Here is a 13,826-nt window from a genome sequence, read left to right on the forward strand (position 1 = left end):
AGAAATGTCGGCGGCGGATGCAACACTGTGCGAGTGGAAGAAGGCATCTACGAACAGCTGGTAACCCAAGAGCTCCACGCTGAACTCGAGTCCAGCGGACGGCGTTACGAAACAGCCCGCATCGATGCTGTCGACGAACCGCATCTACTCGCTCGGCACGTGAGCGACGTAGTCTACCGGCATCTCACCGCGATCAAAGATCGATCGGACCGGTTGAATGCCGCCAACGACGTCATCCGTCGTCTCGACTCCGAGAGCGCCGCTGTTGAGGAGCCTGCACGTCAGCTCCTCCGCATTTACCAATCAGAGCATCCCGGCCTAACAAACCGAGCTTCAATACGCCCCACAACTCCTTTGTCCGAAGCTGCGCTCCTCACCAACGCTAGCGGCGAGCCTTCGATCGGGCATGAGCTCCCAGCCGAACTTGCGTCGGCAGATTCGGTCGACCTAGTCTGCGCGTTCATCCGTTGGAGCGGCGTCCGTTTGCTCGAAGCTCAACTCGCGACGCTCGCTGACACTGGTAAACCATTCCGGGTCATCACAACGACGTATCTGGGTTCCACCGAAAGAGAGACCCTCGACCGACTCGTGCGCAATTACGGGGCGCAAGTCCGCGTGCAATATGACAATCTCCGAACCCGCCTCCACGCGAAAGCGTGGTTGTTCCGCCGCCATTCGGGTTACGATACCGCATACATCGGTTCTTCGAATCTCTCCAATGCCGCGATGATTGACGGCGTCGAATGGAACGTGCGACTGTCGCGAGTCACCACCCCTGCCTTAATCGACAAGTTCACATCGACATTCGAGACCTATTGGAACAGTGACCCTTCGTTCGAATCCTATGATCCGGATCGAGACAGAGATCGCCTCGACGACGCCCTCGCAGTGGCTTCGGGTAATCGAAGTCACCGTTCGCTAACTCTGAGTACTTCAAGACTCGAAGTGAGGCCGTACCCATACCAGCAAATCATGCTCGAGGAGTTGCAGGCGGAGCGTGACGTACATGGCCGACACCGAAATCTGATTGTAGCGGCGACAGGAACCGGCAAGACCGTTCTTGCAGCTCTGGACTATCGCCGCATCGCTCACGCAGCCGAACACCGCCCACGGCTACTATTCGTAGCGCACCGTGAGGAGATTCTCAATCAGGCACTCAGGACCTTCCAAGAGGTGTTAACCGACCCAAATTTCGGCGAGTTGTATGTCGCCGGAGCTCGCCCAGAGCGATGGGATCACGTTTTCGCGAGCGTACAGTCGCTCAGTAGTTACGTCACCGAAATTCCTGCGAACCACTTCGAAGTGGTAATTATAGATGAGTTTCATCACGCTTCGGCACGTACATATCGACAGATAGTCGATCACCTGCAGCCCAATGAGATGGTGGCACTCACTGCTACCCCAGAGCGCGCCGACGGTATCGATGTTCGCCATTTCTTCGATGGTCGCATCGCATCTGAACTTCGATTGTGGGATGCACTCGAGGCCGAGCTGCTGTGCCCATTTCACTACTTTGGAATTGCCGACGGTACCGACCTATCCCGACTCAGCTGGAAGAGAGGAGGTTACGAAACAGCAGAACTTGAGACGTTGTATACCGGGGATGATGCGCGTGCACGGATCGTGCTCAACGCAGTACGCGATAAGATCGTCGCACCGCTCAACATGCGTGCACTGGGATTTTGCGTGAGCGTTCGCCATGCCGAGTACATGGCGCGAGTATTCACAGAAGCCGGAATCCCCTCTGCATCGGTGTCTGGCAAAATCCGGGGCGCCGAGCGGACCAAACTCCTCGCTAGTCTGGGCAATCGCTCCATCAATGCAATATTTTCGGTTGACGTATTTAACGAAGGCGTCGACATTAAGGAAGTCGACACGATCTTCATGCTCCGGCCAACAGAGAGCGCAACCGTATTCCTGCAGCAACTGGGGCGTGGACTTCGCCGCACTGAATCGAAACCTATTCTCACTATTCTCGATTTTGTCGGCAACCAACGCGAAGAGTTTCGCTGGGATCTCCGGCTCCGAGCACTAACGGGAGGCAGTCGACGGTCACAGAAACAGAAGGTCATCGATCAATTCCCAACGCTACCGTCCGGGTGTCGGATCGTGTTCGATAAGACCTCCCAAGAAATTGTTCTGGCCAGCCTTCAACGGCAGCTCACGATGCGATGGAAAGACATGGTCCGCGAACTACAATCGGTGGGCGATATCACCTTTGGAGAATTCCTGGACGAAACCGAATTGCCACTTGCGAACCTTGTCAAGGACGGCAACAAGTCATGGACTCGCCTGCGCCGAGATGCCGGCCATCTCTCCGCGTCAGGTTCGGTGCTGGAATCTGAGATCCTCAAGCGAAACCGAGCATTTTCACATGTTGACGATCCCGTCCGCGCGATAGCGTATCGGCGCTTACTCTCCGACACGAAGACCTACAGCGAACTGTCCGATCGAGACAGGCGACTCGCGGATATGTTGATATTTTCCGTCTGGCCGACAGGCGGAGATTTCGCTTCCCTCCGTGAAGCTCTAGAACTTCTGCGATCAGAGCCTGAGGCATGCAAAGAACTGATCGCGATTACGGACTACGGATTTGAGAATTCTCGACAGCAAACAAGACCACTGGCGGGATCACTGCGTGATCTACCGCTGCAGCTCCACGCACATTACCAGCGCGAGGAGATTCTTGCTGCTCTCGGTGTTGCGTCACTACAATCCAAGCCAGGGAATTTTCGCGAAGGTGTAAAGTATATCGACGACCTCAATGTCGACGCATTCTTTGTGACGTTGACGAAGTCTGACACCGGATTCTCGCCGACGACAATGTATCGGGACTATCCGATAAGCCGTAGGTTGTTCCATTGGGAAAGTCAGTCGACAACGACACTTGCTTCAAGGACTGGTCAACGTTATGTGAACGGGACCAGCACTGTGCTGTTGTTCGTCCGACATCGGAAGGTGGGCGAGTTTGGCCCCATGCCGTACATGTTCATCGGCCCAGCAACGATGGCAGATCACCGAGGCGAGCGACCGATCGCCGTCACCTGGAGACTTTCATACGAGATGCCCGCCGAGTTCTTCCACGAAGCCAAGGTGGCTGCGGGGTAGATTCGCCGCCCCCGCGCTCCCGTGGTTTCGACACGCTCGTCGCTCCGCTCCTCGCGGCTCAACCAGCGGGCAGGGCTCAACCAGCCGACGGGTCGCCTACTCCCCCTCGGCGCTCCACTTCTCCACCACGACCATGCCGGGGACCTTCGGGACCTTCAGATCCTTGACCTTGTGAGTCTTGCCCTTCTTGTTCCGGGCGATCGGGTCTTCGTCGACGACCAGTTCCTCGTAATCCTCGTCAGCAGGGTCCTCAGCGGTGTCCTCGATGCCGGCTTCCTCGACGTCCGCGCCGGAGTCTGCGTCCGCGTCGGGCTCCGCCGATTCCTCGACATACGTCATTCCCAGGTACTTGCGCCACGTGTTGTCGTCCCGGGGCACCACACCGTCCTCGGCGGCGGCGCCCTCGGCGGTACGGACCTGGTTCATCAATGCGATCGCGCGACGACGGAGGTCGTCCTCGACGCTGCCGACGGCATGCTTGCGGAAGGGGATATCGACTCGATAGAGCGAGGGGCTCACGGCCGCGACGGGGAAACCTGCGCCGGCGAGACGCTCGAACACCTTCTGCACCAAGGCCAGCGCCGGCTGGGTGGTGACGATGCCGTCGAGCACACTGCCGCGTTCGCGCTCGGCGGCTTTCGCCGCCTCCCACTCGTTGATCTGACGATGCAGATCGGCGTGCTCACCGCCCAGAACGCCGGGTGTTCGATTCGACACTTTGTCGATGAAGCTCTGCGCCACGTCGTCGATGTCGAACGCCCCGACCGCCGAATCAGCGGCGATGCGCGCGTGGAACAGCACTTGCAGGAGGAGATCGCCGAGCTCAGAGCAGAGTTCCTCGGACGTACCGTGGTCGATCGAGTCGAGCAGCTCGTACACCTCTTCGAGAAGGTACTTGCGCAGCGAGTCGTGCGTCTGCAACCGCTCCCACGGGCCCATGCGACGAAGCCGGTCCATCAGCTCGACAGCCCGCAGCAGCTTGCCGCCCGGGAGATTACTGCCTTCGATGACCGGCTCGCCCCACTTCAACCGCTCGACGACAGCCGGATGATCACGATCAGAACTCACCAGGGTCTTAGTACCGTCGTCCTCGACCAGACCGACGAGCTCGTACGACGGCAACTGCCACAACAGCGACGGGTGCACCTCTTCGGTGACGGCCACGGTCTCCGCGAGCAGCGCCACCGCACCGGCAGGAACGAGATCGGGTCGCGACGCGTCGAGCAGGACCACGGTCATGGAAGCTCCTCCTCGCAAATCAGTGTCAACCTCGACATTAACGCGTCACAAGGCTTCGCTCCGGTCACACGCGCGGGAAGGAATCGTGTCGCGCATTACTGCCGGGATGGCGGCCTGACACCGAGCCATCCTCACTGCCGTCTTCACTCGGCACGCCCCTGATCTCCGTCAGTACTGCCCGCAATGCCGGGTCGGCCTCCGCGCTGTGCCTCCACACGGTATGGACCTCACGCCGCGGCGCATTCTGCAACTCGCGCACCGCCACCCCCTCCGGCACGCGAGGCCGGGCGAGGCGCGGGATCAGCGCGACCACGTCGCCCGCCTCGACCAACGCCATCTGCGTGCCGAAGTCGTCCACCGAGTGGATCACGTCCGGCTGCTGCTCCGACTCGGCGAACAACCGCTCGAACCACCGATGACAGACCGTGCCGACGGGACTGGTCACCCATCCGCAGTCGCGGAGCTCGGCCCGCCGGATCGGCCGGTCGGCCTCAGCCAGCGGATGCCCCAGCGGCACCGCGAGGTCGCCGATGTCGGTGTGCAGATGCGACCGCTCCAGCCCCGCCGGCACCGCGACCGTCACGCCGTCGGCGTCGTGAACCATCGCGAGATCGGCGTTGCCCGACTCGACCGCGTACACGGCGGGCACCGGATCGAGTTCCGTCACCTCGACTCGCACCTCCGGATGGAGGCGTCGCACACGCTTCAATGCGGGCGCGACGGTGCCGCGGACACCGGTCGAGAACGCTGCGATCCTCACCACACCGCGCGGCGAACCGGCATCCACCGACCGTGCCGCCGCCACCGACTTCTCAAGCGCGTTCAGCACTTCCGGCGCGGTCTCGACGAGCGCATGTGCGGCCGGAGTCAGCACCACCCGGCGCCCGGCCGGCGCCACCAGACGCACCCCGACCTGCGACTCGAGCCTCTTGATCTGCTGAGAGATGGCCGAGGGCGTGAACCCGAGCTCGTCGGCGGCCCGCGCCATCGTCCCCAAATCGGCGACGGCCCGCAGAGCTCTCAATGCTCCGACATCGATCATGAAGTACTCCTAACGATTACTCACGATAACTCCTCGCTTGTGGTGAACTATTTCCGTGGCGACGATGAATGCATGACTTCGACCTCGCATCCCGCGCGCGCGATCTTCGGATCGAACCTCGTCGCCATGCCGACGCCGATGAACCCCGACGGCTCGCTCGACGAGGTCGGCATCGGCGCGGTGGCGAAGCATCTCGTCGACACCGGCTGCGACGGGATCGTGGTGGCCGGCACCACCGGGGAGGCTCCGACCCTCGAACTCGTCGAATTGCTTCGCGTACTGGAACTGGTCCGCGCCGCGGCGGGTTCGGCGACCCGCCTCGTCGTCGGCGTGGGCACCAATCACACGGCTAAGAGCGTCCAGACCGCCAGAGCAGTCGCCGCGGCAGGCGCCGCCGACGCTCTGCTGGTCGTGACGCCCTACTACTCGAAGCCGTCTCAGGCCGGAGTGATCGCTCACACGGTGGCGATCGCCGACGCCACCGAACTCCCGGTGATGCTCTACGACATCCCCGGCCGCACCGGCCTCGCTCTCACCCGGGAGACGCTCGTCGAACTCTCGCACCACCCGCGCATCGCCGCGGTGAAGGATGCGAAGGGGGATCTGTTCGAGGTGATGTCGTTGATGGCCGAGACCGGGATGGCGTACTACTGCGGCATCGACGAGCTGAACCTGCCGTACCTGGCGGCCGGAGCCTCGGGTCTGGTCAGCGTGATGGGAGTGGTCGGCGCAGACCGCAACAGGGACCTCATCACGGCGATCGATGCGGGCGATCTGCCGCGGGCCCGCGCGATCAATGACGCCGTCCTCCCCCTGACGATCGCACTGATGCGCACAGCACCGGGTGTGGTGACCGCGAAGGCCGCGCTCCGCGAGATCGGCGTCATCTCCCATGCCGCCGTACGCGCGCCACTGCTCGAGGCGACCGCCTCTGAGGTCGCCGTCATCCGTGCCGCCCTCGCAGCCGACGGTCAGCCGACCGGCGATCGGTTGCTGACGGCATAGCCGACGCGCGCTATCACCCTCAGAACGGCGGTTCGCCGTCGCCAACCAGCATCGCCTCTCGGCGTCGGCGGTTAGCCGCGCGCCGCTGCATCCGATAGCGATGTTTGGCCTGGGTGCGGGTCCGTGCCCTCTCGGGCTCCCCCTCGGCGTGTCGTGGCGGTTCGCGCGACTGACCGATCGACACGCCGTGACGGCACTGGAAGCGGCCCAGCTCCGGCAGCAACCAGAGGTTCAGCGCCTGCTGACGCACCGAGACTCCGTCCGGGGTCGTCACCTCCGACCAGAGAACACCGGCCGCATCGACGACCTGGTCGTCGACCCACCCGCTGCCGAAGGTCTTCAGACCGTGATGGAAACGGCATTTCGGGTTCAGATTGCACAAGCAGGTCGGGCCGCCCGCGGCGGGGTCCACGTGATCGAACTCGACGACGTGATCGAGATCGGATTTCCACGCGGGACGATCGCAGCCCGGCCAGGTGCACGTGCCGAACAGGGCACGCACCGCGGTGGCTACAGCGGCGGACGGCCGGTATCGATCCGCATGGGCGGCGCAGTCGGCGATGACCTTGTCGATGTCGAGTTCCCGTACCACCGCGTCGGGCCGAGCCATGAGTTCACGCGCACGCCTGGCCGAGATCGGACCGACCCCGTCTTCGTACGCCGGAGTCTCCGACGTCCCGTCGAGGGCGTCTTTGCGGACCACGACGTGAACCACGATCTGACCGCGCCGCGATTCGACCTGCTCCGGCGACAGGGCCGAAGCGCAGTCGTCGCGATCGCATCGGCAGGTGAACTCGGCGCGATGCAGCAGCGCGGTCGCGGCATCGGACAGACGGGCCTGCTTCGTGCGGGGATCGAAGGGACAGACGCCGTCGGCGAGGGCGTCGATGGTACCGAGCGCGATCATCGCATCCTCGGACGAACCGGTGATGACCATCTCCGACATGCCGTCGGACACCGGGGACACGACCACGTTCTTTCCTGCTGCGATCTGCTCGCGCGTCATGGTCACCGCATCGGGATCGTACTCGGCGACCACCGCGGAGACGATCGACTCGACGCGGGCGGCCGATAGCCCGCCCGCCTCGGAGAGACGGTGCGCGATCTCCGCGTCGATGAACTCCAGGAGCTCCAGGTCGTCCACGAGCGCCGTCTGCTCGACGGCCCGCGTGAACCACGCGACCGTGATCCGACCGTCGCGCAGCAGCCTGCCCACCGCCGGGATCCGCTCCACGCACGCGATCGCGCGATCGACGAACATCTCAGCGGTGTGCGGCCGTACTCCGGCTGCGACCGCGTAGGCCGCGGCCGTCTGGCATTGCGGGTCGTAGAGCCGCGAGTACGCGTCCACCGCCGAATCGGCCTCCAACTCAGCCCTTCTCGCCTGATACAGGCGGTACACGGCGGCGTAGCGATGCCACATCACCGCGCCCTGATAGCAGTCCGATCGAGCGGCGAATCGCAACAGCGCGGCTCGATCGCCCTTCGCGCCGTCCGGGATTCCGATCCGGAATGACGATCGCATCGTCGTCGATCCGGACCGTCGAACCCTGAAAACGGTCGATTCGAGTACTCATGCCGCCCCCCTTCATCGAACTCACATTCGAGACTATCGGAGGGGTCTGACATCGACCGGACGCTACGACTCTACGACTCCAGCGGCGCGATCGTCTGAAGGAACGTGACCAGATAGTCGACGAGCTCTGTGTCCCGGAGCCGGGGGGAACCGACGCCGCCGGTACGCGGGATCGGCAGTGTCACCATGTGGGTCGCGGCACGGTAGCTCGCCGACGAGTACATGCGCGCGAGCCGGACCTGCTGGCTGTCGAGCAGAAGCATCGGTGAGATCCGGATGGATTGACCGGCCAGACCGACCTCCGCGATACCGCGTTCGCGGCACCGGAGCCGCAGACGTGCGATCGCCGCGAGACGCTGCGTCTCGACGGGCGGCTCACCGTAGCGGTCGGTCAGTTCGCTCATCACCTCGTCGACGTCATCGTCACTGGTGGCCGACGCCAGCTTGCGGTATGCCTCCAGCCTGAGCCGGTCCGCCTCCACGTACTCGACGGGGATGTGCGCGTCCACCGGCAGGTCGATGCGCACCTCGACGGTCTCCTCGGTCGCCACTGCCTTGCCGTCGGCCGCGGCTCGGTACGCCTCGACCGCTTCGCCGACCAACCGCACGTAGAGGTCGAAGCCGACACCCGCGACGTGCCCGGACTGCTCGGCACCGAGGACGTTGCCGGCACCGCGCAGCTCGAGATCCTTGAGCGCCACCGCCATGCCGGCACCGAGTTCGTTGTTCTGGGCGATGGTCGCGAGCCGGTCGTAGGCCGTCTCGGTCAGCGGCTTGTCCGGGCTGTACAGCAGGTACGCGTACCCGCGCTCCCGGCTTCGCCCGACGCGCCCGCGCAGCTGGTGCAGCTGCGAGAGCCCGAAGTTCTCCGCACGGTCGACGATCAGGGTGTTGGCGTTCGAGATGTCGAGCCCGGTCTCGATGATCGTGGTGCACACGAGGACGTCGTACTCGCGGTCCCAGAAGCCCTGGACGGTTCGTTCCAGTTGCTCCTCGCCCATCTGCCCGTGCGCGACCACCACCCGGGCCTCGGGAATCATGTTCGCGAGATGCTTGGCGGTCTTGTCGATGGTCGAGACGCGATTGTGCACGTAGAACACCTGACCGTCGCGCAGCAGCTCGCGCCGGATGGCCGCCGCGACCTGCTTGTCGGAGTATGCGCCGACATACGTCAGGACCGGGTGCCGTTCCTCGGGCGGAGTGAGGATGGTCGACATCTCGCGGATACCCGCCATCGACATCTCGAGGGTGCGCGGGATCGGTGTCGCCGACATGGTGAGCACGTCCACGTGGGTGCGCAGCGCTTTGATGTGCTCCTTGTGCTCCACACCGAAGCGCTGCTCCTCGTCCACGATCACCAGACCGAGGTCTTTCCATCGGACGCCGGTCTGCAGCAGCCGATGCGTGCCGATGACGACGTCGACCTCACCGGAGGCCATCTGCGCGATGATCTCCTTCGACTCGGCCGGATCGGTGAACCGCGACAACCCGCGCACGGTGACCGGGAAGCCCGCCATCCGCTCGGTGAAGGTCTGCAGGTGCTGCCCGGCGAGAATCGTCGTCGGTACCAGGACCGCGACCTGCTTCCCGTCCTGAACGGCCTTGAACGCGGCGCGGACTGCGATCTCGGTCTTGCCGTAACCGACGTCGCCGACCACCACCCGGTCCATCGGGACCGGCTTCTCCATATCGGCCTTGACCTCGCCGATCACCGTCATCTGGTCGACGGTCTCGGTGTAGTCGAAGGCGTCCTCCATCTCCCGCTGCCACGGGGTGTCGGGGCTGAACGCGAAACCCGGTGCCGCATGCCGTGCGGCGTACAGCTGCACCAGTTCGCCCGCGATCTCCCGGACCGCCTTGCGCGCCTTGCGCTTGGTATTGGCCCAATCGGAACCGCCGAGCTTGCTGAGCCCCGGCTGCTCACCGCCGACGTAGCGCGACAACTGGTCGAGTGCGTCCATCGGAACGTACAGGCGGTCGCCCGGCTGTCCCCGCTTGCCGGGCGCGTACTCGATCACGAGGTACTCGCGCCGGGCACCGGAGACCGTGCGTTCGATCATCTCGACGAACTTGCCGATGCCGTGTTGGTCGTGCACCACCAGGTCACCGGCGCTCAACGCCAGCGGGTCGACCTGATTGCGCCGCTTGGCCGGCAGTCGCCGGCCGTCCTTCACACCGACGACGCGAGCGCCGGTGACGTCCGCCTCGGTGGCGATCACCAGACGCGCCGACGGGCAGACCAGTCCGCGCCGCAGCGTGCCGTGGAAGACGCCGACCGCGTCGGCCGGCAACTCATCGCCCGGCTCCACGAGCCGGGCCGGGACCTCGGCCTCACCGAGACGGTCGACGAATCGCATCGCAGTGCCCCGGCCGGCGGCGATCAACGCCGCACGACCGCCCGAGGCGACCTGAGCGCGCAACGACGTCATGAACTCGTCGAGCTCGGCGGGGTCGCCGTGCGGCGCCGGCCCGGGCTGCAGATCGAGTTCGAGCTCCTCGCCCGATCCCGCCGAGAGCGGACTCATCGTCCACCACGGTTTGCCCGCCTCGACGGTCGCACGTTCGACGTCACCGACGCTGCGGTAGGCACTCGCCGACAGGTCGATGGAGGGTTCGCCCGCGGCCACGGGCGCCGCTGCCCCCAGCGCCGCGGCGTTCCACGACGCCTCCAAGAACTCCTCGCCGGTCCTCGCCAGATCGGCGGCACGGGTGCGCACCTTCTCCGGATCGAGGACCAGTACCCGAGTGCCGTCGGGCATCACCTCGGTGAGCATCTGCATCCGGCCGTCGACGAGTGCCGGGATCAGCGCTTCCATTCCCTCGACGGGAATGCCCTCCGACAGTTTGGTCAGGATCTCGCGCAGCGACTCGTCCTCGACTGTCGACGCGAGTTCGGCGGCCCGGTCCCGGACCTCGGCGGTCAGCACCAGTTCTCGGCACGGATGAATCTGGACCACCGACGTGTCGATCTCCGGCTGCGTCCGCTGGTCGGCGACGGAGAACGCGCGGATGTCGGTCACCTCGTCGCCCCAGAACTCCACTCGCACCGGGTAGTCGGCGGTGGTCGGGAAGATGTCGAGGATGCCGCCGCGCACCGCGAACTCGCCGCGGGCACCGACCATGTCGACGCGCTCGTAGGCCATCTCGACGAGCTTCTCGATCAGACCGTCGAACTGCGCCTCCGTGCCTTCGGTGAGCGTGACCGCGCGCATCGCACCGAGCCCGGGAGCCATCGGCTGCACGAGGGAACGGACGGTCGCGACCACGACGCGCAACGGGGACACCGCCGGGTCGGCCAGTCGACTGAGCACCGCGAGCCGGGCACCGACCGTGTCGGCGCTGGGCGATAGCCGCTCGTGCGGCAGCGTCTCCCACGACGGGAATTGAGCGACGACCGACGTCCCGTTGGGCCCCGACGGCAGCAGTTCCGACAGTTCGGTCGTGAGGTCGTCGGCCTCCCGACCGTTGGCGGTCACGACCAGGACGAGGTTCTCGGAGATCTCGGCCAGTTGCGCAACCACCAGCGGCCGGGCCGCGTCCGGTGCCGTGATGTCGAGGCGAGTCTCGCCCACTCGTTCCCGCAGCAAACCGAAGGCCGCATCACGAAACGCGAAGGAGGTCAGCCCGGACAGGGATGGACGCGGCGCAGAGGGGGTCGACACTGTGTCAAGTGTAGAAGACCACCACGTCCTGTCGCCCCCAGGCTCGTCGGTCCCCAGGCTCGTCGGTCCCGGGCTTGTCGGTCCCCCAGGCTCGTCGAGTAAGTCGAGGAGCGGAGCGACGAGGCGCATCGAGACCGCGCAGGCCGCCTGACACGGTCTCGATACGCCGCGGCGCTGCGCGCCGAGGCTACTCGACGAGCCTGGGGAGGGCACCGCGCGCCGAGGCTACTCGACGAACCTGGGAGGGCACCGCGCGCCGAGGCTACTCGACGAACCTGGGGAGGGCACTGCGCGCCGGGCCCTCTCGACGAGCCTGGGGAGGGCACCGCTCCCCCTCCTTCACCCCGACCGACCGGCGGCCGCGAGCAGCGATGCGCCGAGCGGGCGCGAAGGAGCGGCGCCGGGCAGAATCGCGTACACCGAGGAGCCGATGGGCGTCGTCCACTCATTCAGGTCGTCGTGTTCGTCCAGGCGCCGCTGAACCGGAATGTACTGCTTGACCGGATCCCGCTGATACGCGGCGAAGATCAGCCCGCTGTTGGACGTGTCCGCCGAGCCCGCCTCGGGCGGGTCGTCGTAATTGAACCCGCGACGGATGAACTGCTCGTCCGGCGCCCGACGATGCGCCCGCGCGATGTGCGACGACGGCGGGATCACCGGGATGCCGCCGCGTGAGGCTTCGAAATCAGGATCGTCGGACTCGTAGCGCCCGGTCAGCGGTGCGCCGTTGTCGAGGGTGCGACCTGTGGAGAGCTCCCGCCCCCGGCGATCGAGCGCCTCCCAGGTGTCCATGTGCATCGCGATGCGCCGCAACACCAGGCTCGTCCCGCCGGCCATCCAGGGCTGTTCGCGCCCGTCGTCCCAGAGAAGGGAGCCGTAGTCGTCGGGGCTCGGCTGGACGGTGCCGTCCACCTGTCCGAACAGGTTGCGCATCGTGCCCGGCGCCATTCCCGGACTGTTGCGAAACCCCCGCTGCACCCACCGGACCCGCACACTGCGGCGGACCGACGAGGTCAGCATGCGCGTCGCATGTGCGAGGGCCACGGGGTCGTCGGCGCCGATCTGCAGAAGCAGATCAGTCTGTCCCCACCGCGGATCCAGCCGGTCGATCGAGAAGGGCGGGAGCGGCGCGAGCCATGACGGCCGCAGAGGCGCGAGAGCCGGCGCCCGGAACACCCGGTCACCGAGACCGACGGTGACCGTCAGGTTGCACGGCAGCACCGCGAGTTCGGGCTCGGTGTCGGACAGGCTCGGCTCGGCACGGGTGAGCCTCGACGCGTCCTGCGTCCACAGGCGAAGGACCCCCGCGAAAGTGTCGACGTCGGTCGGGTCGACGAGATCCAGGCCGACGAATTGAGCGTGCGACTGAGCCGGGGTCACGATGCCGGACTGATGCGTGCCGTAGAACGGCGTCAGGCCGGAACCCGCGGCGGGGTCGGGCGAGGAGAACTCTCGCCCGACGCCCACCGCGGCCGCCCCGATGCCGATGCCCGCCAGGCCCGCTCCGCCGGCGAGGAGGGTACGGCGCGAGACGCGACCAGTCCGCTGCTCAGTCACTGATGCGAGTCGGCGTGCGCCGACTCGGACTGCTGCATGTCGTGCCCGGCCGTACCGTGGTCCATGTCCGGGTGGTCAGTGTCCCCGCCGGGCGCGTAATTCTCCTGATTGCCGTCGAAGTCTCGGGCGAGAGCGTCGAAGGTCTTGGTGGAGCCGTCCTCGAAGCGGATCGTGAACGCGACGTTCTGTCCGGTCGTGATCGGCCTGGTGACATCCATGAGCATGAAGTGCTCAGCGCCCGGCGACAGCGTGATCGACGACTTCGCCGGGACGAGGAAGCCGCCGTCCTTCTGGCGCATCGTGGTGCCGCCGGAGCCGTTGTCGACCACTTCGTGCATCTCGGTGGTGCGGGCGAGGTCGGTGTGCGCCGACACGATGCGGATGTCGTGGTCGGACGAGTTGGCGATGGTCCCGAAGGCGGCGGTCATTCCCGATTCGGCGGCCTTGACCCATTGGTCGGAGACGGTGATCGAATCGGAGGCCGGTGCGGAGGAGTCGTCGCTGCCGCAGGCCACGACGACGAAGGACAGCAGGGCTGCGGCGGTGAGGCCGAGCGAACGGATGAGGGTACGGCTTATCGCCATGAGTGATGTCTCTTTCGTGCAGAGTCTGATACCCCGCGATCGGATGAGACCGC

7 protein-coding genes and 1 pseudogene are annotated in these 13,826 nt (G+C 65.4%); 2 read left to right on the forward strand and 6 right to left on the reverse strand.

Features of this window, described 5'->3' with window-relative positions; genetic code table 11:
• Nucleotides 1–33 precede the first annotated feature (33 nt).
• On the forward strand, nucleotides 34–3,108 hold the full coding sequence (locus ACE11G_RS13280) for a DUF3427 domain-containing protein (RefSeq protein WP_375002507.1): 3,075 nt from the start codon (nucleotides 34–36) through the stop codon (nucleotides 3,106–3,108).
• Nucleotides 3,109–3,204: 96 nt separating this feature from the next.
• Here ACE11G_RS13280 and ACE11G_RS13285 read toward each other — a convergent pair whose 3' ends face one another.
• Together ACE11G_RS13285 and ACE11G_RS13290 are read right to left on the reverse strand one after the other, a co-directional pair.
• Nucleotides 3,205–4,347: a MazG family protein gene (locus tag ACE11G_RS13285; protein ID WP_006897584.1), complete on the reverse strand. Its 1,143-nt coding sequence runs from the start codon at nucleotides 4,345–4,347 to the stop codon at nucleotides 3,205–3,207.
• Between the two features lie 64 nt (nucleotides 4,348–4,411).
• Nucleotides 4,412–5,389, reverse strand: a complete 978-nt coding sequence (locus ACE11G_RS13290; RefSeq protein WP_375002509.1) for a LysR family transcriptional regulator — start codon at nucleotides 5,387–5,389, stop codon at nucleotides 4,412–4,414.
• Nucleotides 5,390–5,461: 72 nt separating this feature from the next.
• Here ACE11G_RS13290 and dapA point away from each other — a divergent pair, with 72 nt between their 5' ends.
• Nucleotides 5,462–6,394 (forward strand): 4-hydroxy-tetrahydrodipicolinate synthase, encoded by a 933-nt coding sequence (dapA, locus tag ACE11G_RS13295; protein WP_375002511.1) that lies wholly within the window; start codon nucleotides 5,462–5,464, stop codon nucleotides 6,392–6,394.
• Nucleotides 6,395–6,413: 19 nt separating this feature from the next.
• Here the strand turns inward: dapA and ACE11G_RS13300 are convergent.
• The 4 genes and pseudogenes from ACE11G_RS13300 to ACE11G_RS13315 form a co-directional block, all read right to left on the reverse strand.
• Nucleotides 6,414–7,971 (reverse strand): annotated as a pseudogene (locus tag ACE11G_RS13300) (DUF222 domain-containing protein).
• A 70-nt stretch (nucleotides 7,972–8,041) separates the two neighbouring features.
• Nucleotides 8,042–11,632: a transcription-repair coupling factor gene (gene mfd, locus ACE11G_RS13305; protein ID WP_375002513.1), complete on the reverse strand. Its 3,591-nt coding sequence runs from the start codon at nucleotides 11,630–11,632 to the stop codon at nucleotides 8,042–8,044.
• A gap of 339 nt (nucleotides 11,633–11,971) precedes the next feature.
• Nucleotides 11,972–13,189, reverse strand: coding sequence for a Dyp-type peroxidase (locus ACE11G_RS13310; protein WP_278126442.1), 1,218 nt, complete (start codon nucleotides 13,187–13,189; stop codon nucleotides 11,972–11,974).
• Complete coding sequence (locus ACE11G_RS13315) at nucleotides 13,186–13,773, reverse strand: copper chaperone PCu(A)C (RefSeq protein WP_006897590.1); 588 nt, start codon at nucleotides 13,771–13,773, stop codon at nucleotides 13,186–13,188. The genes ACE11G_RS13310 and ACE11G_RS13315 overlap by 4 nt, the downstream gene beginning before the upstream one ends.
• Nucleotides 13,774–13,826 lie beyond the last annotated feature (53 nt).

The sequence above is a fragment of the Gordonia sp. PS3 genome (genome assembly GCF_041950545.1).
GTDB classification, from domain to species: Bacteria; Actinomycetota; Actinomycetes; order Mycobacteriales; family Mycobacteriaceae; genus Gordonia; species Gordonia sihwensis.